The organism is Afipia sp. GAS231, from assembly GCF_900103365.1.
GTDB lineage: Bacteria > Pseudomonadota > Alphaproteobacteria > Rhizobiales > Xanthobacteraceae > Bradyrhizobium.
Genome location: NZ_LT629703.1, coordinates 5,070,745 through 5,094,778, shown reverse-complemented (window position 1 = coordinate 5,094,778; position 24,034 = coordinate 5,070,745). Strand labels below are relative to the sequence as shown.

At 63.5% G+C, this 24,034-nt stretch carries 28 protein-coding genes; 8 read left to right on the top strand and 20 right to left on the bottom strand.

Going from position 1 to position 24,034, the window contains the following annotated elements; all coding sequences use genetic code 11:
- Positions 1-10 precede the first annotated feature (10 nt).
- From BLS26_RS24060 to BLS26_RS24030, 6 genes are all read left to right on the top strand, one after another.
- Positions 11-271, top strand: coding sequence for a hypothetical protein (locus BLS26_RS24060; RefSeq protein ID WP_092515095.1), 261 nt, complete (start codon positions 11-13; stop codon positions 269-271).
- 679 nt (positions 272-950) lie between these two features.
- Positions 951-2,093 (top strand): type III PLP-dependent enzyme, encoded by a 1,143-nt coding sequence (locus tag BLS26_RS24050; RefSeq protein WP_092515094.1) that lies wholly within the window; start codon positions 951-953, stop codon positions 2,091-2,093.
- Positions 2,094-2,361: 268 nt separating this feature from the next.
- Complete coding sequence (locus BLS26_RS24045; RefSeq protein WP_092515093.1) at positions 2,362-2,964, top strand: GNAT family N-acetyltransferase; 603 nt, start codon at positions 2,362-2,364, stop codon at positions 2,962-2,964.
- 104 nt (positions 2,965-3,068) lie between these two features.
- Positions 3,069-3,458 (top strand): RidA family protein, encoded by a 390-nt coding sequence (locus BLS26_RS24040; protein WP_092515092.1) that lies wholly within the window; start codon positions 3,069-3,071, stop codon positions 3,456-3,458.
- 48 nt (positions 3,459-3,506) lie between these two features.
- Entirely contained in the window at positions 3,507-4,949 is a 1,443-nt protein-coding gene (locus tag BLS26_RS24035) for a homospermidine synthase (RefSeq protein ID WP_092515091.1), read from the top strand.
- Positions 4,950-5,153: 204 nt separating this feature from the next.
- Positions 5,154-5,375, top strand: coding sequence for a hypothetical protein (locus tag BLS26_RS24030; protein ID WP_092515090.1), 222 nt, complete (start codon positions 5,154-5,156; stop codon positions 5,373-5,375).
- 94 nt (positions 5,376-5,469) lie between these two features.
- Here the strand turns inward: BLS26_RS24030 and BLS26_RS24025 are convergent, their stop codons facing one another.
- From BLS26_RS24025 to BLS26_RS23935, 19 genes are all read right to left on the bottom strand, one after another.
- Entirely contained in the window at positions 5,470-6,210 is a 741-nt protein-coding gene (locus BLS26_RS24025; RefSeq protein WP_092515089.1) for an acetoacetate decarboxylase, read from the bottom strand.
- A gap of 132 nt (positions 6,211-6,342) precedes the next feature.
- A complete protein-coding gene (locus BLS26_RS24020; RefSeq protein WP_092515088.1) occupies positions 6,343-7,080 on the bottom strand; it encodes an ABC transporter ATP-binding protein in 738 nt (245 codons plus the stop codon).
- The gene (locus BLS26_RS24015; protein WP_092515087.1) at positions 7,070-7,816 is read right to left on the bottom strand and encodes an ABC transporter ATP-binding protein; all 747 of its coding nucleotides are present in this window, start codon (positions 7,814-7,816) and stop codon (positions 7,070-7,072) included. The genes BLS26_RS24020 and BLS26_RS24015 overlap by 11 nt, the downstream gene beginning before the upstream one ends.
- Entirely contained in the window at positions 7,813-8,778 is a 966-nt protein-coding gene (locus tag BLS26_RS24010; RefSeq protein ID WP_092515086.1) for a branched-chain amino acid ABC transporter permease, read from the bottom strand. Before BLS26_RS24010 ends, BLS26_RS24015 begins: the two co-directional genes overlap by 4 nt.
- Entirely contained in the window at positions 8,775-9,641 is an 867-nt protein-coding gene (locus BLS26_RS24005; protein WP_244542029.1) for a branched-chain amino acid ABC transporter permease, read from the bottom strand. Before BLS26_RS24005 ends, BLS26_RS24010 begins: the two co-directional genes overlap by 4 nt.
- 162 nt (positions 9,642-9,803) lie before the next feature.
- Entirely contained in the window at positions 9,804-11,048 is a 1,245-nt protein-coding gene (locus BLS26_RS24000) for an amino acid ABC transporter substrate-binding protein (protein ID WP_092515084.1), read from the bottom strand.
- A gap of 76 nt (positions 11,049-11,124) precedes the next feature.
- A complete protein-coding gene (locus BLS26_RS23995; RefSeq protein WP_197681275.1) occupies positions 11,125-12,057 on the bottom strand; it encodes a dioxygenase in 933 nt (310 codons plus the stop codon).
- 230 nt (positions 12,058-12,287) lie between these two features.
- Entirely contained in the window at positions 12,288-12,623 is a 336-nt protein-coding gene (locus BLS26_RS23990; RefSeq protein ID WP_092518486.1) for a hypothetical protein, read from the bottom strand.
- Between the two features lie 172 nt (positions 12,624-12,795).
- Positions 12,796-13,509, bottom strand: coding sequence for an MgtC/SapB family protein (locus BLS26_RS23985; RefSeq protein ID WP_092515083.1), 714 nt, complete (start codon positions 13,507-13,509; stop codon positions 12,796-12,798).
- 91 nt (positions 13,510-13,600) lie between these two features.
- The gene (locus tag BLS26_RS23980) at positions 13,601-14,617 is read right to left on the bottom strand and encodes a WD40 repeat domain-containing protein (RefSeq protein WP_172804677.1); all 1,017 of its coding nucleotides are present in this window, start codon (positions 14,615-14,617) and stop codon (positions 13,601-13,603) included.
- Entirely contained in the window at positions 14,617-15,669 is a 1,053-nt protein-coding gene (locus BLS26_RS23975; RefSeq protein ID WP_092515081.1) for a GTP-binding protein, read from the bottom strand. Before BLS26_RS23975 ends, BLS26_RS23980 begins: the two co-directional genes overlap by 1 nt.
- Before the next feature lie 53 nt (positions 15,670-15,722).
- Positions 15,723-16,589, bottom strand: a complete 867-nt coding sequence (locus BLS26_RS23970; RefSeq protein WP_092515080.1) for a metal ABC transporter substrate-binding protein — start codon at positions 16,587-16,589, stop codon at positions 15,723-15,725.
- Between the two features lie 2 nt (positions 16,590-16,591).
- The gene (locus BLS26_RS23965; protein ID WP_092515079.1) at positions 16,592-17,461 is read right to left on the bottom strand and encodes a metal ABC transporter permease; all 870 of its coding nucleotides are present in this window, start codon (positions 17,459-17,461) and stop codon (positions 16,592-16,594) included.
- 6 nt (positions 17,462-17,467) lie between these two features.
- Complete coding sequence (locus BLS26_RS23960; RefSeq protein ID WP_172804676.1) at positions 17,468-18,226, bottom strand: metal ABC transporter ATP-binding protein; 759 nt, start codon at positions 18,224-18,226, stop codon at positions 17,468-17,470.
- A 2-nt stretch (positions 18,227-18,228) separates the two neighbouring features.
- Entirely contained in the window at positions 18,229-18,429 is a 201-nt protein-coding gene (locus tag BLS26_RS23955) for a hypothetical protein (protein ID WP_092515077.1), read from the bottom strand.
- A 46-nt stretch (positions 18,430-18,475) separates the two neighbouring features.
- Positions 18,476-18,976, bottom strand: a complete 501-nt coding sequence (locus tag BLS26_RS23950; RefSeq protein WP_092515076.1) for a hypothetical protein — start codon at positions 18,974-18,976, stop codon at positions 18,476-18,478.
- The gene (locus BLS26_RS23945) at positions 18,973-19,581 is read right to left on the bottom strand and encodes a permease (RefSeq protein WP_092518484.1); all 609 of its coding nucleotides are present in this window, start codon (positions 19,579-19,581) and stop codon (positions 18,973-18,975) included. Before BLS26_RS23945 ends, BLS26_RS23950 begins: the two co-directional genes overlap by 4 nt.
- Positions 19,582-19,733: 152 nt before the next feature.
- Positions 19,734-20,108 (bottom strand): fluoride efflux transporter CrcB, encoded by a 375-nt coding sequence (gene crcB, locus BLS26_RS23940; RefSeq protein ID WP_092515075.1) that lies wholly within the window; start codon positions 20,106-20,108, stop codon positions 19,734-19,736.
- A 230-nt stretch (positions 20,109-20,338) separates the two neighbouring features.
- Positions 20,339-20,935, bottom strand: a complete 597-nt coding sequence (locus tag BLS26_RS23935) for a superoxide dismutase (protein WP_092515074.1) — start codon at positions 20,933-20,935, stop codon at positions 20,339-20,341.
- Between the two features lie 81 nt (positions 20,936-21,016).
- On the opposite strand from BLS26_RS23935, the gene BLS26_RS23930 reads away from it, so the two are divergent.
- The gene (locus BLS26_RS23930; RefSeq protein WP_157676572.1) at positions 21,017-21,637 is read left to right on the top strand and encodes a hypothetical protein; all 621 of its coding nucleotides are present in this window, start codon (positions 21,017-21,019) and stop codon (positions 21,635-21,637) included.
- Between the two features lie 66 nt (positions 21,638-21,703).
- Positions 21,704-22,207, top strand: coding sequence for a hypothetical protein (locus BLS26_RS23925; RefSeq protein WP_092515072.1), 504 nt, complete (start codon positions 21,704-21,706; stop codon positions 22,205-22,207).
- A gap of 44 nt (positions 22,208-22,251) precedes the next feature.
- Here BLS26_RS23925 and BLS26_RS23920 read toward each other — a convergent pair whose 3' ends face one another.
- Positions 22,252-23,964, bottom strand: a complete 1,713-nt coding sequence (locus BLS26_RS23920; RefSeq protein WP_371360661.1) for a caspase family protein — start codon at positions 23,962-23,964, stop codon at positions 22,252-22,254.
- Between the last annotated feature and the right edge of the window lie 70 nt (positions 23,965-24,034).

Genomic DNA, 24,034 nt, shown 5'->3' with positions numbered 1-24,034 from the left:
GACCTGATCGATGAGCCAACTGCCCGCCTCCAAGCCCACCCGCGAGATCGTCTGGCCGAGCGTCGTCACCGTGCTTTCGGCGGCGATCCTGATCGGCGCGGAGGTGTTCGGCGCGGCGTTTGCCGGCGGCTGGGCGCTCGCGATTCTGTTCGGGCTCGACGACACCGGCGCGCACATCCTGCAGGCCGTGCTGTTTGGGCTCGGCGTGCTGATCATGGTGGGCTTCATCCGCGCGGCTCAGCGCATCGAGCCGTTTTTCAAGCGGGCCTGAACGCTCTCCAAGCGCGACGGATTCTACGAATCCGAGAAACCGCTGCGGCACAGGCGCAAAATGCACACGCGCTCGCCGGCAAAATCTTAACAGCCGTTCATGTTTGACTCAGCAAGCAGGCCGCGCACGCGGCGCTGTAAGCAGGTGTTAGGTAAATTTGCCATCAACCTAAAAAAAATGTTGCGAAGCGGATTCAAATACCTTATTTGCACTTTTGCCCAATTTCGCACGTGCCTGTGGTCGTGTGTCAGTCGGTAGGTATCCGGACAAGAGGCCGGACAGCCGCCAAGGGATGAAGAACCGAGGGTCCTCCTCATTGGATGGCCAGCATCTCTCTCAAGAGATGCCGTTGAAGGTCTCTTCATCTGTTGCAACCGTGACTGGCAGCCGGAGGCGAACCGGCGCACCCCGCTCTCAACGGGGGACGCGACTTAAAGCAACGACGGATCGGGCTTTTTTGGTCTCTACCGGCATTCCAACGCCGGCGCGGGCTACTGAAAAGGCTTGTCCTTCATTGCCAGGTGTGCGGGCGGGAAAATTCCCAACCAATCCACGGCAGCACAGTCTGGTCTGAGTTTTTTGGCTTCGTTGCGCCTCCATCGCGCAATTGGGCCGGGCACTCATACCCGACATCATTTTTTGAACGGGACCCCGTCGCTGGGCCGTTTGGGAGAGTGCTATGACCGAACGTATTCAGGAATTCCTGCGCAACCGCCGCAGCGAAGGCCAGGACACCGAGCCGTGCCTCGTGGTCGACCTCGAAGTCGTGCGCGACAACTACCAGACCTTTTCGAAGGCGTTGCCGGACAGCCGCGTGTTCTACGCGGTGAAGGCAAATCCGTCGCCCGAGGTGCTGCAGCTTCTGGCCTCGATGGGCTCGTGCTTCGACACCGCAACCGTCGCCGAAATCGAAATGGCGCTGGCTGCCGGTGCGACGGCGGACCGCATCTCCTATGGCAATACGATCAAGAAGGAGCGCGACATCGCGCGCGCCTTCGCGCTCGGCATTCGCCTGTTTGCGGTCGACTGCGCCGCCGAAGTCGAGAAGATCGCCCGGGCCGCCCCCGGCGCCAAGGTGTTCTGCCGCATTCTCTATGATTGCGCAGGCGCCGAGTGGCCGCTGTCGCGCAAGTTCGGCTGCGATCCGGAGATGGCGGTCGATGTGCTCGACCTCGCCAAGCGCCTAGGGCTGGAGCCGTGCGGGATCTCGTTCCACGTCGGCTCGCAGCAGCGCAAGGTGAAGGCGTGGGACCGTGCGCTGTCGATGGCCTCGACGGTGTTCCGGGACTGCGCGGAGCGCGGGATCAACCTCACCATGGTCAACATGGGCGGCGGATTCCCGACCAAGTACCTCAAGGACGTTCCTCCGGTCGTGCAGTACGGCCGGTCGATCTTCCGTGCGCTGCGCAAGCATTTCGGCAACCAGATCCCGGAAACCATCATCGAACCGGGCCGCGGCATGGTCGGCAATGCCGGCATCATCGAGACCGAAGTCGTCCTGATCTCCAGGAAGAGCGACGAGGACGAGGTGCGCTGGGTGTATCTCGACATCGGCAAGTTCGGCGGTCTCGCCGAGACGATGGACGAGTCGATCCGTTACGCCATCCGCACCCCGCATGACGGCGCGGACATGACACCGTGCGTGCTCGCAGGTCCGACCTGCGACTCGGCCGACGTGCTGTACGAGAAGATGCCGTATCCGCTCCCGGTGACGCTCGAGATCGGCGACAAGCTGCTGATCGAAGGCACCGGGGCCTATACGTCGACCTACTCGTCGGTGGCGTTCAACGGCATCCCGCCGCTGCGGACCTACCACATCTGAGTCCTCTTACCTCTCCCGCTTGCGGGGGGCGAGACGAGCGAAGCTCGCTCTTAGGTCGGCACGCTCGCAAGAGCGTGCCGGGTGGGGGAAACTCTCTCCGCTGGCTTCGTGCTTGCGGAGGCACCCCCACCCCGGCCCTCCCCCGCAAGCGGGAGAGGGAGCAGAAAAATCAGGAGCCGGTGCGCCGGCTCCCTCCCCTTCTTTTGCTGTTTTTTCGACAACGCTCCCTGCGGTGTGAACCGCCGTCGGGAGTGGAGACTGACGTGCCATGACTGCTCTGCGGAAGACCACCATCGCCCTCTCCTCCGATGCCGCTCCGTTCGCGATCCGTGCGGAACGGGCATCGGACGTCGTTGCGCGTGAAGCGCTGCTGGATGCCTGCTTTGGCGAGAATCGCCTTAGCCGCACCTGCCAGCGCCTGCGCGACGGACGTGCGCCCGCCGAAGGCCTTGCCTTGTCGGCGTTGGTGCGAGGCCGCCTGGTGGGCACCGTGCGGTTGTGGCACGTCAGCGCCGGGGGCATCCCGGCGCTCATGCTCGGCCCGCTTGCGGTAGAGGCATCCTCCCGCAAGTCTGGTGCTGGGGCTGCGCTGATGGACCACGCGCTCGCGGCGGCGAAAGCGCGTGGCCATCGCGCGGTCATTCTGCTCGGTGACGCCCCCTATTATGCGCGCTTCGGCTTCTCGACTGAGAAGACCGGCGAGCTGTTGCTGCCGGGTCCGTTCGAGCGCGACCGGCTGCTCGGCCTCGAACTCGTCGAAGGCGCGCTCGACGGCGCCTGGGGCATGATCTCGGCGACCGGCAGGCCGGTGGCTAAATCGCGGGCAATCCGCGCCCGCAAGGCGCTGCTGGGCGTGTCGCACGCGGCCTGATCCCGGGGTTTCGCTGCAGTCCCCGGGGTTGCGCGACCGGGCGAAAAGCCCTTAAACCGCGCCCTATCCGCTCTTTCAGATCATTCCCCCGGATCGAGGTCCCGATGCCCCGACGCCTGATTTCCACCGGCTCGCCGCTTGAGAAGACCGTCGGCTACAGCCGCGCCGTGATCGACGGCGATTTCGCTTTTGTCGCCGGCACCACTGGTTACGACTACGCCACCATGATCATGCCATCCGATGTCACCAGCCAGTCACGGAACTGCTTCAAGACCATCGAGGCTGCGCTGAAAGAGGGCGGCTTCGCGATGGCCGATATCGTCCGCGCGACCTACTACGTCACCGACGCTGAGTATATCGATGCCCATTTCGCCGTCTGCGGCGAGTTCCTCAGCGAGATCCGCCCCGCAGCCACCCTGCTGGTCGTCGCCGCGCTCGCCAGACCCGAGATGAAGGTCGAGATCGAAGTGACCGCCAAGCGCCGCAGCGCCTGATCCACCCCTCACCCGTTGTCCGCCAGCCATTTCCGGAGAAACCATCCCATGAGTCCCGCCTCGCAGATCTACGCGAAGATCACCGGCCCCATCGTTATGGTCGGGTTCGGCTCCATCGGCAAAGGCACATTGCCGATGATCGAGCGGCATCTCGATTACGACAAGTCGCGCATCACCGTGATCGATCCCAAGGACGAGGGCCGCAAGGCACATTGCGAGAAGCACAATGTCAGGTTCATCCAGCAGGGCGTGACCAAAGACAATTATCGCGACTTGCTGACCCCGCTGCTCACCGAAGGCGGCGGCCAGGGTTTTTGCGTCAATCTCTCGGTCGATACCGGCTCTACCGACATCATGGAGCTCTGCAACGAACTCGGCGCTCTTTATATCGACACCGTCAACGAGCCCTGGCTCGGCTTCTATTTCGATGCTTCGAAAGGCCCGGAAGCACGCTCCAACTACGCGCTTCGCGAAGTGACGCTGGCCGCCAAGAAGGCGCGCCCCGCGGGCTCGACGACGGCCGTCTCCTGCTGTGGCGCCAATCCCGGCATGGTCTCCTTTTTCGCCAAGCAGGCGCTGCTCAATGTCGCCGCTGATCTGAAGCTCAATGCCCCCAAGCCGAAGACCAAAGCCGAATGGGCGGACCTGATGCGGCAGGCAGGCGTCAAGGGTATCCACATCGCCGAACGCGACACCCAGCGCTCCAGGTCGCCGAAAGAGCCTGATGTATTCGTCAACACCTGGTCGGTGGAAGGTTTCCTGTCGGAAGGCGTGCAGCCGTCCGAACTCGGTTGGGGCACCCATGAAAAATGGATGCCCGAGAATGCGCACACCCACGAAGCCGGCTGCGGCGCCGCCATCTATCTGATGCAGCCCGGCGCCAACACGCGCGTGCGCACCTGGTGCCCGACCCGCGGCGCGCAGTATGGCTTCCTCGTCACCCACAACGAGTCGATCTCGATCTCCGACTACTTCACGGTGCGTGACGCATCGGGCACGGCGATCTATCGGCCGACCTGCCACTATGCCTATCATCCGGCTGACGATGCCGTGCTGTCGCTGCATGAAATGTTCGGCCGCGCCGCCAAGATGCAGGAAAAGCACCACATCCTCGATGAGAACGAAATCGTCGATGGCATCGACGAACTCGGGGTGCTGCTGTACGGCCATGACAACAATGCCTACTGGTACGGCTCGCAGCTCTCCATCGAAGAGACCCGCAAACTCGCGCCCTATCAGAACGCCACCGGCCTGCAAGTGACCTCCGCCGTGCTCGGCGGCATGGTGTGGGCGCTGGAAAACCCGAACGCAGGCATCGTCGAAGCCGACGAGATGGATTTCGATCGTCTGCTGGAAATCCAGATGCCCTATCTCGGCCCGGTGAAGGGCTATTACACCGACTGGACCCCGCTCACGGACCGGCCCGGCCTGTTCCCGGAAGACATCGACACCTCGGACCCCTGGCAGTTCCGCAACGTCCTGGTGCGCTGAGGGAACCCGAAACCCGGCTGTGCACGACACAGCCGGGCCGTTAACTGGCTGATTCGACGGGTAGAACTACCGATCCGGGCGGCATTTCGCCGTAACGGTCGCTTAATCTGTTCGCGCCACGCTGAGGGGTAAATTCATTGCGGGGGCCAAGGCCCGTCGTCGCAGCTCCATTTGAGCCACGGCTCCCTCAGCGGAGCGAGCACCATGCGCGCCATCATCATCATCGTGTTGTGCGCAGCCGCGTTGGCTGCCTGCACGCCCGAAAACAGCAACGAGATCACCGGCTCGATCGGAATCTGCACCCGGCAGCTTTACAGCGCCTTCAATCCCAAGGACATGAAGCAGTGCGTCGCCGCGTGCATCGCCTGCGAGCGCGGCGTGACCACGACCTGCTACACCTCCTGCACGCTGAAGGGCGCGCACTGAGGGACTAGTTGTCATTCCGGGGCGATGCGCAGCATCGAACCCGGAATCTCGAACTTCCGGGTTCGCGCTTTGCGCGCCCCGGAATGACTCGCAACTATTTAGCCAGATAATCGAAATCGACTGTACCGAGGCCAAGCGTCAGGTCGGCCTTGAAATGCGTCGCGGAGACGACTTCGCGCACCGGCAGCCGCGCCACGTCGGCGAGCGCATGCGGGAACAGCCCGAGCGCGCCCGGACCGGTCCACGCCTCCTTCAGCGTGATGTCCTCGAGATAATAGCGCACCAGTTCGCAGATCCGCGGGGTGCCGTCGACATGCGGGATGATCTTCAGCATGAAGTTCGGCGCCTTCATCGACTTCAGCACCGCGTCGTGGTCGATCTTGCGGTGTTTGTAGCCCATCGTCGCGCTGGCGCAGAGCACCGAGCCGTAATGCAGCGTGCCGACCAGCACGTCGCTCTCGACCGCGATCTTCGGCGACGCCAGTTTCTTCGGAAAACCCCACAGCTCACGGCCGCCTGCAATCGGCGCTTCGTCGTCCAGATACATCGAATGCACGTAGCCGCCGTCCTCGCCCTTGTAGCGCACCGGGATCACCTGCCCGGTTTCGGTGTAGTCGCCGAAGCCGGTCGAGTCGGGCATGCGGATGAACTCGTATTTGACCAGCGGCTCGGTGACTTCGAGCGGCTCAGGCACCACCGCAGCCAGCGCTTCCGGATCGGTGCGATAGGTGATGATGAAATATTCGCGGTTGAAGAAGCGATAGGGCGCCGGCGGAAATGACGGGTTGGTCAGCGGCATCGAATAAGCGGTTCGCCTGACGTCGTCGATCTTCATGGCTGCCCTCGTTTGTCGCCTGCGCGTACGCGCCGATCGGGAGATTATGGAGCAACCGACGGCGGCAGGCGAGGCTGTAAAACCGGCAGACGATCAAATCATCGCCAGCCATTCATCGCCCTGTCACAACGGTCAGGCGACGCCGCCGAGATAGAGCCGCTTGACGATGTCGTTGGCTTTCAGCTCGTCGACCGAACGGGCCGCCACCGCGATCTCGCCATGGACGATGATGTAACCGCGGTCGGCGATCCGGATCGCCTGATTGAAATTCTGCTCGGCCATCAGCACCGTCAGCCCGACGCGCTCCTTGAGCTCGCCGATCTTGGCGATGGTTTGCGACACCAATAGCGGCGACAGCCCGACCGACGGCTCGTCGATCAGGAGCAGCCGTGGTGACGACATCAGCGCACGCGCGATCGCCAGCATCTGCTGCTGTCCGCCGGACATGGTGCCGGCGAGCTGGTTGGCGCGCTCCTTCAGCACCGGAAAGGTCTCGAAGGCGAGCGCGATGTTGCGGTCGATGGCACCGCGGGCGATCTTGCGGAAGGCGCCGAGCATCAGGTTTTCCGTGACCGTCAGTTTTGGAAACAGCCGCCGTCCCTCCGGCACCAGCGCCACGCCGAGATCGACGATCTGCTCGGTCGAGAGTTTGGTCAGGTCATGCGCCGCGCCGTCGACAGTCAGCGTGATGGTGCCGCGCTCGGGGCGGACCAGGCCCATCACGCATTTCATCAACGTGCTCTTGCCGTTGCCGTTGGTGCCGAGCAGGGCTACGGTCTCGCCGGCCTCAACACCGAGCGTAACGCCGCGCAGCGCCTTGACGGCGCCGTAGCCGGCATGGAGACCATCGATGGCGAGGCTAAGTGCCAAGGTAGGCCTCCTGCACCCGCTTGTTCGCCATCACCTCGTCCGGCGCGCCGAGGGCGATGATCCGGCCGGCATCGAGGCACATCATCCGCTTCGAAAAGCGCATCACCGCCTGCATGATGTGCTCGATCATGATGATGGTGATGTCCTCGTCGCCGAGGCTGATCAGGAGGTCCAGCACCTCGTCGACCTCGGAATGCGACAGCCCGGCCATGGCTTCGTCTGATATCAACAGCTTTGGGCGCATCGCCATGGCGCGCGCCAGCTCCATCTTGCGCAATTCCACCTGGCTCAGCGTATCCGTGGGCGCGCCGGCCTTGGCCGCCAGCCCCATCCGCGTCAAAATCGACATTGCCGCTTCTTCTTCCGGCAGGCCCGAGACGCGATGCCCGGCGGTGAAGTCGAGGCCGACCATGAGATTTTCCAGCACCGTCATGCTCTTGAACGGCCGCGGAATCTGGAACGAGCGGGCGATACCGCGGCGCGCGCGCAGGTGCGGCGGCAATTGGGTGACGTCCTCGCCGCAGAACATCACGCTCCCTGCATTTTGACGCAACGCGCCGGAAATGCAGTTGATCAGCGTGGTCTTGCCCGAGCCGTTCGGGCCGATCAGACCGAAGCGTTCGCCTTTTTTGATGTCGACGCTGATATTGTCGAGCGCGGTGAAGCCGCCGAAGGTCTTGGTCAGGCCTTCGATCTGCAGCAGGGGGGTGTCGACCGACGTGGAGTCGTGCGTCATGTCTTGCCTCCCGCGCGCAAGCGGTAGCGCGGCCGCAGCAATCCGATGATGCCCTTGGGCGCCGCCACCACGAACACGACCAGCATGATGCCGAGCACCAGCACGTTGACTTCCGACGAGATGGTGACCGCCAGAAGCTGCTGCGTGGTGCCGAGCAGGATCGCCCCTAATACCGGGCCGATCCAGTGCGCGGTGCCGCCGATCAGCGCCATCGCCAGCACCGAGACCGAGTAGCTGAGATTGAAGGCCGACGACGGGTCGGCGTATTGCAGATACATCGCCGCCGGCGCGCCGGCCGCCGAAATCAGCCCGCCCGAGATCATGCAGGCGACCAGTTTGAGTTTCAGCGTCGGCACGCCGGTGCATTCGGCGGCGAGTTCGTCGTCCCGCAACGCCTGCAGGCCGCGGCCGATCCGGGAGTTCTGGATATAGCGCGCGATTGCGACCGCAATCACCACCAGCACGCCCTGCACGAAGAACAGCATTTTCACGTAACTGTCGAACGGCGCCGTGACCGGCGGCCGCGCCAACTGGATGCCGGCCGCGCCGCCGACGAACCGCCAGTTCATGACCGTGGTCTCGATGATGATGGCGAGCGCAATGGTCGCGATCGAAAAGAAGATGCCCCGCATGCGCAAGGTGAGCAGGCCGACCGCAAGCCCGAGCAGCATGCCGACGACGGCGGCCGCTGATATCTGCACCACCAGCGGCGCGCCCGACACCTTGAACAGCGCCACCGCAGTATAGACCCCGACGCCGAAGAAGGCGTTGGTGCCGAAATTGACGTAACCGGCGTAGCCGCCGAGGATGCTCCAGGCGACCGACAGCGCGACGAACTGCAGGATCACATAGCCGGCAAAGAACGGGTATTCGTTGCGGACGATCTGCGTCATCGCCACCACGGCGACGAGAAACACCGCAATGCCGGCCCAGAACGCGATGCTGTTGCTTCGCTTGGTCATCGGCCGAGCAACCCTTGCGGCCGGACGGCGAGTACGGCGAGCAGCATTGCGAACGAGATCGCCGGCGCCCAGGAGGCCCCGAACAGGGTGAGCACGATAGTTTCGGCGACACCGAGGATGATGGCTGCGACCAGCGTGCCGGTCATGCTGCCGAGCCCGGCCATCACAACGACGCAGAACGTCCGCCCGATATAGGCGCGGTCGAGCGTCGGCTCGACCGGCGCCACGATAATCAGCAGTGCGCCGGCCATGCCGAGAACCGCCGTGGCGATGCCGAAGGCAAATTGCTTGATCCGGACCGGGTTGGCGCCCATCAGCCGCAGCGCTTCTTCGTCCTGCGCGACGGCGCGGATCGCGCGGCCCATGAAGGTTTTCGACAGATAAACCGCGAGCACGCCCGTGAGTCCGAGCGCCACCGCGAACGCGACCAGTTGCCGGATCGGGATCCGGAACTCACCGAACCGCCACGACTTTCCAATATAGCTCGCCGAGACCGATTGCTGGTCGACGCCGAACTGCAGGATGATCAGCACCTCGATGATGAAGGCAATGCCGAAGAAGAACGCGATGCCACGGACGGCGGCATCGGTGCCGCGTTTCTCGAAGATTTCGTAGTAGATCCGATAGGCGACCAAGCCGAACACGAAGAACAGCGGCGTGATGATCAGCCCCGCGACCAGCGGGTCGATGTCATAGCGGTCGTTGAGCAGGAACACGCCATAGGAGGCCAGCACCAGAAACGCCGGATGCGCGACATGGGGCACGTCGAGCAGTCCGAACGAAACGGACAGCCCGACGCTGACGGCTGCATAGAAGCAGCCGAGCAGCACCCCGAGCACCACCGCTCCCAGCAGCAGGTCCATTGAAAACACGTCAGATCCCCCTTAGAGCCTGACCGGTCCTGACGGCATCAGAACCGGGCTCTAGTCCTCTGTCTTTAACGCGCTTCTTCCCGCGAACCGGAGTCCACTTCGTTCGAAGACGCGATTGGCTTTTCCCTACCTGGGGAAAAAAGCCCTTGCGGCCTATGAGCGCGCAGCCTCGAACGGGCTGACGAGCGTTCCGGTTTTCAGTCTGTCGGGGAACAGGATCACCTGCTTGCCGGAAGACCTGAACTGTTCGACATCCTTGTCCTTGACGCCACGGAACTGGGCCTGCAACGTCGCGGTTTCCTTGCGCTCGCCATCGGCCGAAAATGAGATCGGCCCGACGATGGTCTTGTGCTCGTTCTCCCGCAGGTATTTTGCCAGCCCCTTCTGGTCGAGCGACTTGGTGGCGTTGACCGCTGCCTCGATCATCTGGCCCTGGGCATAACCGAACGGCGCCAGGTAATAACCGAGCGGATCGATCTTCGCCTCCACCGCACGCTTGGTGTAGGTCTCGAAGAAGGTCTTGGTGCCGTCGAAATACATGCTCGGCTCGGGCAGCCAGGTATTGTAGTTGACGACGCCGTTGAGCAGCGATCCCAGATTGGCCATCACGGCCGCGAACTGCAGACCGACCATGCCGCCGCCGAAGATCTTGACGTCGTTGCCGATCCCGATCTCGTTGACGGCGCGCAGAATGCCGGCCGAATCCGGCGGATAGGACGCGACATAGACCATGTCGGGCTTGGCGGCCTTGAGCGAGCGGATGATCGAGGAGAATTCCACCGTGTTGGGCGGATAGTTCTGGTCGAACACGACCGGAATGTTGCGCTTCTTGGCGACATCCCGCGCGGTCAGCACGAGATTCTGGGCAAACTCCTGATCTGACGAGAGCAGCGCCATGGTCTTGCCGCCGGCGCCCTGGCCGATATCGAGGAACGAGGACGCCCAACTGTCGGCCGGCCCCCATGGCGCATTGTTGAACCACATGTCGTGGCCGACCTTGCTGTTCACCTGGAACGAGAAATTCCCCATCAGCAGCAGGCCACGCTGCTTGACGAACGGCATGATCGGCGCGGTCGGCACCGTCGCATAGGGCGCGAACAGAATATCGACCTTGTCGACGTCGACCAGCTTGGCGTAGATCGCGGGCGTCTCGGACGCGCTCGACTTGTCGTCATAGACGATGAGTTCGACCTTGCGGCCGAGCAGGCCGCCCTTGGCATTGATGTCGTCGCGCCAGATCTCGGTACCGAGTTGCGAGGCCTTGCCGCCGCCCGCCAGGCCACCGGTCTGCGCCATCGACATGCCGATCTTGATCGGCGGCTGCTGCGCCGAGGCGATTGAGCCCTTGCCAAGCGCCGCGACAGCTACTGCTCCGCCGAGAAACGTTCTGCGTTTCATTGATCTCCCCTTATTCCCATTGTCTGTTGTCGTTGCGCCGGATCTCGGTCCGGCTGTTGAGTAGGATGGTATGGTATCAGGCTGTCGCTTTCTCGCTGCTGCGGGCCTGCTTCATGATCGCCGCCGGATCGGCGCCGACGCGTCCTGAGGTCTTGTCGGCTTCGCTTTCGCGCGACAGCCGCATGTCGAAGCGGATGCTTGGCATGCCCTTGATCGGGCAATCCGGATCACTGGGCACGACATCGACTGCGAGATCGCCCGACGAACCGAACACGACGTCGTCGGCCAGATGCGGGTCGTCGCGCAGATAGAGCGCCGTCACCAGTTCGCGATAGCCTGGCGCGCCGACCAGGAAATGAATATGCGCCGGCCGCATGCCATGGCGCGCCTGCGCCTTGACCATGGCGCCGACCGGCCCGTCCATCGGGATCGAATAGCCGAGCGGCCTGACGGTGCGCAGCACGTAGACGCCCTCCGCGTCTGTCGTGAATACGCCGCGATAGTCGACCGAGGTGGCGCTCGACTGAATGTCATAGAGACCGTCGGCGCCGGTCTGCCAGATCGAGACCGTGGCGTTGGCGACCGGCTGGCCGCCGGCGTCGGTGACGTGACCGTAAAGCACGCATTCGCTGCCCGGTTTCGGATTTTGGGCGATCGAGCTGCCGGCCTGCAGCGTCGGCGTCGCCTCGCGGTAGAACGGGCCGAGCAGGCTGGTATGGGTGCCTTCCTCGATCGCGGTCTTGTCATGCAGGCCGTTGACCAGCGCCGACAGACCGAGCGTATCGGAAAGCAGGATGAATTCCTGGCGTTCCGGCGAGCACATCTTGCCCGCCAAAGTCATGAATTCGATGCCCTTGATCCATTCGCCGGGGGTCAGGTTGACCTCGCGGGCGAAGGCATGCAGGTGCTTCACCGCCGCCGCCATGATCGCCTTCAGGCGCGGGTCCGGCGTTGTCGCCATCTGGTCCAGAACGGCGTCGGTGATCGTTTCCGGCGTCAGCTCGCGCACACGCGTCTCCCCTAACCTCCCGGCTGTTCGCCGGCTATTGTTGCCGTAAGCCTAACCGGGGATTGGGGATTAGCACAAGGCTTCGCGGGCTGCGCCGACGCCTCCTTGGACCAATTGCTAGCAGCCGACCGCCGCCGCATCGCGGCGAAGCCGCGCACGCACAAAATGCGCGGCGCCATCCCAGTATTCTTGCCCACAAATCTTGCAGGTCGGAAGAGTCGAGGGCCGGATTATTTTTGCTGGATCGGTGGCGCGGTCTTTTCTGCCGGCGCCGGCGGTAGCACCGGCTGGGCGCCGGCCTTCTGTGCCTCGGCATCTGGCCGGGCCGGTTCCGGCGGAACGCCGGATGGCCGGCTACCTGTCGTCACCGGCTCGGATGGCGCCGACGGCTTGCTCTCCGCGCCCGGCGTGGACTGCAGCGGCGGCGTCGCCTGCGCCAGATGATGCCGGTCATTGGCCCTGATCTGGTTCAGCGAAAGCGCCGATATTGCGAGCCCTGCCGCGATCAGCGTGGACGCGAACATCAGTTTTTCCCGGTACTCGCGCTTGCGGTCGTCGGCAGACATGTCGTTCGCCTCGCAAAAATCGTTCGCGAGATCAACGGCCGGCGAAACGAAAGGTTCCGATGGCAGGAACGCCAGCATTTGTTTTGACGCGTTTTCTACCGCAGATAAGTCTACGCAATCTGCGTAAACTTGATTGCTATGCGAACCGGGTCCACTTCGCTCGAAAACGCTACTAATCCTTCGTGCTGGCTTCCCAGGTGACATGGCGCACGCGAGGCTTCTGCCGCAAATCAGCCACCACCTGATCGAGTTCCTTGGCTTCGACGGCCGTGCTGACGAGGGTTGCGATGATCTCCTGCAGATCGCCACGCTCAATCGCTTCGACATCGGCCACCGGGTAGTGCGCGGCTTCGAGCCGCTCGACCACCTGGTCGCGCAATCCGGCGCCCGCCGGCGCATCCACCAGCAGCTTGACGAAATAGGTCGCTTCCGACGCCTGCTCGTCGATCGGCGCGCGGTTGATGGCATTCACCAGCGGCCGCAGCAGGGTGTTGCCGGCGAGTACGAACACGGTCAGCGCCGCCGCCTGTGCCAGCATGTCGGCGCCGGCGCAGCTTCCGACCGCGGCGGAGGCCCACAACGTCGCAGCCGTATTGAGGCCGCGCACATTGGTCCCCTCTTTCATGATGACACCGGCGCCGAGAAAGCCGATGCCGGAGACCACATAGGCGATCACCCGTACCGCGCCGTCGGCGGCGGCCAGATGCATCGCGAGATCGACGAATGCCGAAGCCCCCACCGCGACCAGCACGTTGGTGCGCAGGCCCGCGCTGCGCAGCCGGTATTGCCGCTCGGCGCCGATCAGCGTGCCCAGCACGAATGCCGCGCCGAGGCTGACCAGCGTGTCGATGAAATCGGCGGTCTGGAAGGTTTCGAGAAAACGCATTGGCCCTTCCTAGATTCTTCTATTTGACACGTTTTCTTCACGCGAACCGGAATCCACTTCGCTCGAAAACGCTACGCGGATGACAATCGCGCTAAAGCTCGACCATCCCCGCATCGCCGTCCTCGGTCGCGAAAGCAAGCTGGGTGCCCTTGGCGCCCCAGGCCAGCGCGGAGACGGCCTCGCCGCCGTTACGGCGTACCAGAATTTCCGCGCCGTCCTCAAGCCGCACCATCAGCACGGTGCCGTCGCTGTAGCCGACCCCCATGACGTCCTGCTTCGGATGGCAGGCCACCATGGAGACCCGCGCCTGCAACGGCGCCAGCATCGCCGGCTCCTTGCCCATCGGGCCGTCCTTGCTGGTGAACGGCCACACGATCACGGAGTCGGCGCCTGACGTCGCCAGTCCCTTGCCGCCTGCGCTCCACGAGATAGAGCGGACCCGACCGGGATAGCCCGACATCCGCATGTGCCGGTTATCCGCCAGCCGCCAGCCATGCAGCGCCGGCTCGTGCATCATGGTGACCAGGAACTTGTTGTCCGGGCTGAAGGTGACGCCGAGATGCGAGCCGGCCCATTCCAGGAATTCCGGCTTGGCCGCCATGTTGGGAAACCACAGCGTCACGCCGTTGTAATGGGCGATGGCCAGGCGCAGGCCTTTTGGCGCAAACGCCAAACCGCCGACCGTCGTCGGCGCATCGAAGGATTTTTCTTCGCCTTTGCCGCTGCGAACGAAGGCGGTCTTGCCGGATGACCACGCCACCGCGCCGTCGGGATGCAGCGCGACATTGTCGACCCAGCGCCGCTTGGAGTCGGTCGCCAGCACCGTCACCGCGCCCTTGGCATCGAGCGCCACGACCTTGCCGTCATCGCCGCCGGTGACGATGCGTCCGCCGTCGGAGGCCGCGCACAGAATGGCGCCGCCGTGAATGGCGACGGATGAAATTTCACCGGCGGCACTGACCAGCGCCGCGTTCTCTTCGGTGCCGACGAACACCGCGGTATCGCCGAGGAAATGGATCGCGCTGACCGGCATGCCCACGGCAAGCGGCCGCACCTTGTCGGTAATCGAAGCGATGGAGGGGCTGTCGCCCGGATCGAACTGTGTCATCACGTGGTGATACAGCTTTCAAAACCGTCGCGGATCATCTGCTCCGGCAATTCGCGACCGATGAAGACGACGCGGCTCTCGCGCGCCTCGCCGTCCTTCCATTTACGCTGATGATCGCCTTCCAGCATCATATGCACGCCCTGGAACACGTAGCGGTCGTCATCGTCGCTGAAGGCGAGGATGCCCTTCGAGCGCAAAATCTTCTGACCCTCGCTGGCGACGAGGTTCTGCAGCCACGGCATGAATTTCGTGGCGTCGAGCGGCTTGGCCGAGCGCAGCGACAGCGATTGCATGTCCTCGTCGTGGTAATGCTTGAGGCCGCCGTGATTGTGATCGTGGTGATGGTCGTGGCCATGGCCATGATGATGATCGTGGTCATGGTGATGATCGTCGCCGGCGTCGAGGAATTCCGGCTCGATTTCGAGAATGCGATCGAGATCGAACGCGCCGCGCTCCAGCACGTCTGATATCGCGACCTGGCAGCGCTCGGTGCGATGCAGTTTGGCATAGGGGTTGATGCCGCGGATCCGGGCTTCGACCTCGGCGAGTTCGGCCTTGGAGACCAGATCGGTCTTGTTGAGCACGATGACGTCGGCGAACGCGATCTGGTTCTTGGCTTCCGGCGCGTCCTTGAGGCGATCGCTCAGCCATTTGGCGTCGGCCACCGTGACGACGGCATCGAGCCGCGCGTTCTTCTGCACGTCCTCGTCGACGAAGAAGGTTTGCGCCACCGGCGCCGGATCGGCCAGCCCCGTGGTCTCGACGATGATGGCGTCGAACTTGCCCTTACGTTTCATCAGGCCGTCGAGAATGCGGACGAGGTCGCCGCGCACGGTGCAGCAGACGCAGCCGTTGTTCATTTCGAACACTTCTTCGTCGGCGCCGATGATCAGGTCGTTGTCGATGCCGATCTCGCCGAATTCGTTGACGATGACGGCGTATTTCTTGCCGTGGTTTTCCGACAGGATCCGGTTCAGCAGCGTGGTCTTGCCGGCGCCGAGATAGCCCGTCAGCACGGTCACTGGAATTTTTTGGGAAGTAGTTTCAGGCATCACAACTCCGAGGGAATTTCTCGCAACGCCAGCTCTGGCAGGGAGGCCCCTGCCTATTGGCCCAGCGCGCTGGTCAGGGCCTTTATATTGTGCCTGACCATGTCAATGTAAGTGGGAGAATCGCCCTTTTCGCCGGTCAGACTGTCCGAATAGAGGGTGCCGCCGACCCTGGCGCCGGTCTCGGCCGCGATTTGGCGGATCAACCGGGGGTCGCTGATATTTTCCAGGAAAACCGCCGGTATTTTCGCTGATCTGATCTGGGTGATAATCCCGGCAATATCGCGGGCGCTGGCCTCGGATTCGGTCGAGACGCCCAGGGGCGCGATGAACTGGACGCCATAGGCGGCCTCGAAATAGCCGAAGGCGCGGTGGGTCGAAATCACCTTGCGGCGGTTTTCCGGAATTTGCGCCACCGCCTGCCGCACCTCGCCATCCAGCGCGTCAAGTTTCGCCAGATAGGCGTTCGCATTGGACTTGAACGCCTCGGCATCGGCGGGATCGGCCGCCATCAGCGCATCGCGGATATTGCCAACATAGATTTTGGCGTTGAGCGGCGATTGCCAGGCGTGCGGATCGGCGTCGGAGCCAAGCTTGAGCGGCGCGATACCTGAGGTCGCGGTGATGATCGTGGCCTTGTTGCCCGCCGACTGCACCAGCCGCGGCAGCCAGCCTTCGAGGCCGAAGCCGTTGACGAACACCAGTCTGGCGTCGGCGATCTTCTTGGCATCCGCCGGTGTCGGCACATAGACATGCGCATCGCCGTCGGGGCCGACCAGCGTCGTGACATTGACGCTGTTGCCGCCGACATTGCGGACGAGATCGCCGAGGATCGAAAAACTGGCGACGACGTTGAGGCGCTCGGCCCGCGCGGGAGCGGTGACCGCTATCAGGGCGAGAACGATGAGCCAGAACCTGCGCATCGTTACGCCTCGAGGTGGCGGCCGGGAAACAACTGCCGGACCAGGCCGCTGACATTGCCGAACAGCACCGAAACCACATAGATCGCCGCCGCCACCAGAATGATCGCAGGCCCTGAGGGAATCCGGGTCTGGAACGACAGCACCAATCCAAAATAGCCGGAGACCATGGCGCTTGCGACCGCGATGCAGATCATGCCGGTGATATCGCGCGACCAGAACCGCGCGATGCCCGCGGGCAAAATCATCAGGCCGACGCCGAGCAGCGTGCCAAGCGCGTGAAAACCGTTGACGAGGTTGATCACGACCAGCGCCAGGAATGCCAGATGCGCGGGCGCGCCGGCGCGGCTGACGGTGCGCAAGAACACCGGATCGACGCATTCGATCACCAGTGGACGATAGATCACCGCCAGCAGCAACAGCGTGATGGTGGCGTTGAAGGCGATCACCAGCAGCGTCTGGTCGTCCATCGCCAGGATGTTGCCGAACAGCACGTGCAGCAAATCGATATTGGTGCCCTTGATGGAGACGATGGTAACGCCGAGCGCCAGCGACACCAGGTAGAACGCCGCCAGCGAGGCGTCTTCCTTGATCTCGGTGTTGCGCGCGACGAGGCCCGCGAGCAGCGCGACCGCAAAGCCCGCGATCAGTCCGCCGGTCGTCATCGCGAACAAATTGAGCCCCGAAATCAGGAAGCCGATCGCCGCCCCCGGCAGGATCGCATGCGCCATGGCGTCGCCGACCAGACTCATCCGCCGCAGCATCAGGAACACGCCGATCGGCGCGCCGCCGAGCGACAGCGCGATCACGGCCGCGAGCGCGCGGCGCATGAATTCGAATTCGGTGAAGGGCGCGATCAGCGCGTCAAAGATCATGGGAGCTCAAGCCGCCCGCGACGGTAGATCGTGCACCACGCAGGCCCCGGCCGTATCGTCGAACGCCTCGCACATCCGCCGCGCCTCCGCGAGATTTTCCGCGGTCAGCACTTGCGCCGTTGCGCCCCACGCCACCGGCCCGCGGGCCAACAGCAAGGTTTCCGGAAAATTCGCGCGCACCAGTTCCATGTCGTGCAGCGCCGCCAGCACGGTGCGCCCCTCGGCGTGCCAGCGCCGCACCAGCGCCACGAGGTCGGCCGAGGTTTTGGCGTCAATGGCGTTGAAGGGTTCGTCCAGCACGATCAGCCGCGCGTCCTGCAGCAGCACCCGCGCGAACAGCATGCGCTGCATCTGGCCGCCGGACAGCGTGCCGATCGAGCGGTTCTCAAAGCCGTTGAGACCGACCGCGGCCAGCGCCTGCGCGATTTTGTCCCGCGCCGCCTTGCCCATGCCGCCGAAAAATCCGGTGGCGCGCCAAAGACCAGTGCCGACGAAATCGAACACCGAGATCGGAAACGTGCGGTCGATATCGGCGGTCTGCGGCAGATAGGCGATGTCGCGGATGTCGAGCGCGCCGAGATCGATCGATCCCGCCAGCGGTTTGAGGATGCCGGCGAGCCCGCGAAACAGCGTCGATTTGCCGGCGCCATTCGGCCCGATCACGGCCAGCAGCGCGCCCTGCGCGACCTCGCCATCGAGGTGATGCACCGCCGGGTGGCGGTCGTAGCCGAGCGTGACGTCGCGAAATTGCACTTGGGCTGCCATGCTCACCTCATCGCCAGCCACACGACCGCCCACAGCCCGGCGCTGACCGCCACGGCGGCGCCAAGCCGGGACAGCACCGTCATCCGCAGGATCGACCAGGGCGCCGGCTGCGACGGATGCGGCGTCTCCGGACCATGGCTATGGGCATGGCCGTGGTGATGGGAGTGGTCGTGAGGGTGGTCGTGGGAATGGGAGTGAGCCATCGAAAGATGTTATATTATAACATAACTCAAGTCTACCGACGCCCCCTCACGGCTTCCCGATCGCCATCGCCAGGGCCGCCGCCAGGAACGGAAATGGCAGCGACACCGCGGCGCGGAACCAGACGAATTTGGCCGGCATGAACGGGATTTCCCATAGAATCAGCCGCTGAAAGGCAAACAGCGCCCAGGCGACGACATAGGCGATCACCTGTGGTGGGCCGCCGCCGACCTTCAGGGCCACCGCACCGATCGAAAAGCCGACCACCGGGCCGCCGGGGGTCGCCGCACCTGCGATCACGGCGGTCAACACGCCGAGCCAGCCAGAGTCCGGCCCGAGCCAGCCGGTGATGACCTCCTGGGGAATCACGGCGGCGATGTAGCCCGATCCGATCACGCCGAGCCCGATCCGGGGCACGATGTTGATGAAGTCCATGGTGCCTTCGCGCGCCGCCGACACCAGCACCGGCCGGCCGCGCCGCCAGACCAGAAACGCCAGGGCTGCGACCGAGCCCCACAGCGTGAGATCGATGATCAGCGCCGCGGTCATGACGGCGGCTCCGCGCCTTTCGGATACATCCGCGCGAAAACGAAACGCCCGAGCGCGCCGGCCAGCACCGGGATCGGCAGCGAGATCACGATCCGCCACAGCGTGAAGTCGACGCCGAGGATCGGCAGTTCCCAAGCCACCGCCCGGCCGTAGCCGATCAGCGTCCAGCTCACCACCATCGCGATGGTCGCGCCAAAGTCAGCGCCGACCGTGAGCAGTGCAGCCGCCACCGGATAGGCGGTGAACGGACCACCGGGCAGGATGGCGCCGAACGCGGTTCCGATCAGCAATCCCTTCAAGCCGGAATTCGGCCCGAGCGCTCGCGATACTTTCTCGTGCGGCAGCACCTCGGCGATGAACGCGCCGAGCAGGCAGCCGGCCAGCACGCGCGGCAGGATGCCGCCGAACAGCGCCAGATCATGAAAGAGAATTTCCAGCACACCATCGATGCCGTCGCGCCGCCAGACCAGCGTGGCCGAGACCACGACCAGCACGCCGATCATGATCATCGACCAGCCGACCGGCTTGCGGGCGCGCCGCGGCCGCTGCTCGGCGTCTGCAGCGTCGTCGGCAGGCGCCGGGTCTTTGACGGGAGATTCGGACAAGGCCAAGTTCTGAAAGGCAATGAGTCGGGCGGGTGATGAGAATTGACCTTGCTTAGTCCCGGCCCCCTACCGAAGCAAACGGAAGCTGGGCTCCACCCATGCGCCTTCAAGGCATGCCCATGCGAAGGCGTCACACAGGCTTAATCCAACGTTCAGGTGAGCGAGCGCACCAGCGCGAGGCCTGCGAAAAGGCCGGCGATCGAGAGCACGACCGATCCCAGCACGTAGATTGCCGCCAGCATCAACTCGCCCCGCTCGTAGAGCAGCGCGGTGTCGAGCGAGAAGGCGGAAAACGTGGTGTAGCCGCCGAGAATACCGGTCATCACGAACAGCCGCCACGGCTGCGACGCCTCGCCCTTGAAGGCGAGATAGCCCGCAATCAGCCCCATCACGGTCGAGCCAGTGATGTTGATGATGAAGGTGCCCCACGGAAATCCAGTGCCGATGCAGCGCGCGCAAGTGACGTTGATGAGATGGCGCAGCATTGCGCCAAGGCCGCCACCGAAAAAGACCAACAGATAGCTCATCGCAGCATTCCCGCCTCAGCGAATGTCATCCGGCGCTAAGCTTGTGCCGCAAGCGCGCGGCCGCGGCAAGGATTGGCAAACGCCTGAAACGAAAAAGGCGGCCGCTTGTGCTGCCGCCCCTTGCGAATTTTTCCATCACGTCATTCCGGGATGGTCCGAAGGACCAGACCCGGAAGTTCGAGATTCCGGGTCTGGTGCTAACGCACCATCCCGGAATGACGGCGTGGCGATCAAACCTTGCCGAACAGCTCGTCGACATAGTCCCAGTTGACGAGATGATCGACGAACGCCTTCAGATAGTCGGGACGGCGATTGCGGTAGTCGATGTAGTAGGAGTGCTCCCAGACGTCGCAGCCGAGGATCGGCGTGGCGCCATGGACCAGCGGGCTTTCGCCGTTCGCGGTCTTGGAGATTTCGAGCTTGCCGTTCTTGACCTGGAGCCAGCACCAGCCGGAGCCGAACTGGCCGACGCCGGCGGCGGCGAAATCGGTCTTGAACTTTTCAAGCCCGCCGAGGTCCTCGTTGATCTTCTTTTCGAGACGGCCGGGCAGCTTGCTGCCGCCGCCATTCGGCTTCATCCAGCTCCAGAAATGCAGATGGTTGTAGTGCTGGCCGGCATTGTTGAACACGGCCGGGTTCTTGCCGAACGAAGCCTTGACGATTTCCTCGAGGGATTTGCCCTCGAATTCGGTCCCCTTGATCGCGTTGTTTCCGTTGGTCACGTAAGCCTGGTGATGCTTGTCGTGGTGGAATTCCAGCGTTTCCTTGGACATATAGGGCGCAAGGGCGTCATGGGCATAGGGCAGATTGGGCAGCGTGAAGGTCATGGGGTGATGTCCGAACTGGTGGGAGACGTGATCTAACGGGGACCCTTATAGAAGGTTCCATCGGTCTTAAACACAAGCAATTTGGGCCAACCGAGCGCCGCCGGCGGCATAGCGAGCGGCCGATATTGTCAAAGCCCGCGAGATCGAATTAAATCCAAAATACTATTGAAATTGAATTGTTTATGGAATTTGCCAGTGAAAATCAGCACGATCTGCGCAAGTGCGGCGATCATCGTCGCTATCCTTGCAATCCCGGTATCCGTTGAAGCCGCCGGCGCCACCATCCGGGGGCGCTTCAGCTACGACGGCATCGCCAACTGCCAGCAACCGGCGATCCGGAATTTTCCGATTCACGCCGAAGGCACGGCGGTGCTTTCCACCGATCGGAACGCCAGCATCGACATGACCTCTAGCACGGGTGGACGTTCGCAGCTGAAAGCGACGCTGGGCGGCAAGCCCACCGAAGCGCCGGGCGGCTCAACCAGTCTGAAAGTCATCGGCAGTCACACCCTGCGGGCCGTGCGGGATTACCCGAACAACGTTGCGATCGTGACGATGACCATCCGCGGATCGTCTTGCGCCATGACCCTCGATAACCGGCTCAAGCCGGGCAAGAAGGTCTACACCTTCGTGAGCGGCTCAGGCAGCGTGTCATACTGCGCGCGCCCGCAGATTACCCGAACCGAATGCGTCAGTTTTTGATGCCTGTGTCACCGATGTCGTCAACCAGCAATATTGTTGAAACCCGATACTTCAAGGATTGAAGCCATGAAAACCAGAATTGCTTTTGCGATCGCAACGCTTGCCGCCCTGATATTGCCGATGCTGCCGGCTTCCAGTGAGGCCGCGGGACAATTGCGGGTCAAATTCACCTTCGATGGCCTCGCCACCTGCCAAAATCCGCCGGTCACCAATTTTCCCATCCATGGCGAAGGCACCGGCGTGCTGTCGGCCGATCGCAGCGCATCGCTGGACATGAACAGCACCATCGAGGGACGGGTGGAATATCGCGCGAAGCTCGGCGGCGCGCCGCAGGAAGCACCCGCCGGCTCGGCGGCGCTCCATGTGGTCGGAAGGCAGACCTTGCGCGCGGTGCGGGATTATCCGAACAACCAGATCATCATCACCATGACCGTTCGCGGCGGCGCCTGCACGATGAAGATCGACCAGCGGCTGAAGCCCGGCAAGCGGGAATATACCTTCTATAACGGTTCCGGGATCTCGATCTGCACGCGTCCAACCATTACGCAGACTGCTTGCGAGAGTTATTGAGCGAACCGCGATCGAAGGCGTCGGCGCAAACGCCGGCGTCCTGGTTATTCGCAGAATGACGTGCCGTTATACATGAAGCACTTGCCGCCGCGGCGCCCCGCCGCGGCCGGTGCCCGGCGCTCGCGTTGGGCGACCGCCGGCTTGCGCTCGGGGCGCTTCTCGCAACTGCCGCTCGATCCGAGCACATAGCCGTCGTCGCAGGTAATCTTCACGCAGCTATCGCCATTCGCGCGGGTGCCGCGCTCGCATTCCAGCGGACACACGCGGCCGGGCTTCGCCTTGACCGCATCCAGTGCATCGATACTGGCGACCTTGACGTCGAATTTGGTGCCGGCCTTGTCGTTGAAGGACGCCAGCGCCTGGCGCGACGATGCGTTCCATTCGCCGTTGATCTCGCCGGTCTTGCAGCCGACCCGTTTCAGTTCGGACTGCAGCAATCGCGGAATATCCTGCGCGGGCCCATCTGACTTCACCGTCTCTTTGGCGGGTTCAACCGCAGCGACCTTGGCCCCTTCGAGTTTGGCCCCTTCCAACTTTCTGGCTTCTTCCGCTGCGCGGTTCTGCTGCTCGACAGCTTTCGCCTGCTCCGCCGCGGCGAGCTTCGCATCCTCCGTCTGCTTTTTCTTCTCGGCCGCGAGTCTGGCTTTTTCGGCCTCTTCGGCGGCTTTGGCCTGCGCCGCGACCTTGGCCTGTTCGGCGGCGACAACTTTGGCGTCCTCGACCTGCTTCTTCTTTTCGGCTGCGAGCCTTGCCTCTTCGGCAGCCTTCGACTGTGCGGCAGCCTTGGCCTGTTCGGCGGCCTTGGCGCCTTCGGCGGCAAGCCTCGTCCGCTCTTCCGCGGCCTCGCGGGCTTTTTCGGTCGCGGCAATCCGCGCGGCTTCGGCGGCGAGCTTGTTGCGCTGCGCCTTGGCCAGATCAGTATAGAAGCCCGACGGGTTGGCCAGAATGAAGGAGTCCCAGGCCTCCTTGGTGCCGACGCGTTCGGCCAGTTCATAGTCGCGGCGAAGATCGGCGTTGGCGTTGGCGTTGCCGGCCGGGGGCGGCGCGGCAGGCGCGGGCACCAGCGCCACGTCGTTGCCGCCGAGCGAGCCGTAGACGAACGGCTCCTGCTTGTTGGCGGTGGCATTCATGACGTCATCCCGCACCAGGCGGAACGCCTTGCCGAGTTCCAGGCCCGGCTTGACGAGATATCTCAGCAGCGCTGTCGTGAACGGGCTGTTCTTGCTGTCGCCATCGGAAGCCGTCGAGCCGCCCTTCGCCGCGAACGCGATCAGCGTGTTCGGCCTCGACGGTTCGACACCGGCAAGGCCGCGGCCGAGCGAGCGCGACGCCACGGTCCGTTTCATGCTCTTGGCGAACGGATTGTCGCGGCAGGCATCGAGTATGACGAGGCGCAATTGCTTGGCAGGTTCGATCGCCTGCAGGATCCGGTCGAGCGCGATCGCCTCGTCATAGGCGTCGGTATCGCGCTCGAGCGCGGCGTCCACCGGAATCAGATAGTTGGTTCCATCGACCTCGATGCCGTGACCGGCATAGTAGATCACCGCGATGTCGGCATCGCGCGCCTTCTCGGTGAAGTCGCGCAGCGCGCGTCGCATCTCGGTATTTTTCAGGTCGCGCCGGGATTCGACGACGTCGAACGCGGCCTTCTTGAACATCTCGGTGATCGCGGCGGCGTCATTGGCCGGATTGGTCAGGGCGCCGACGTTCTGATAGTTGGAATTGCCGATCACGAATGCGACGCGCTTGTCCGCCAAGGCCGGTTGGCCGGCCAGGCAAGCGATTGAAGCCATGAATAAAAAGGCGGCGAGCCGACGCATCGACGTT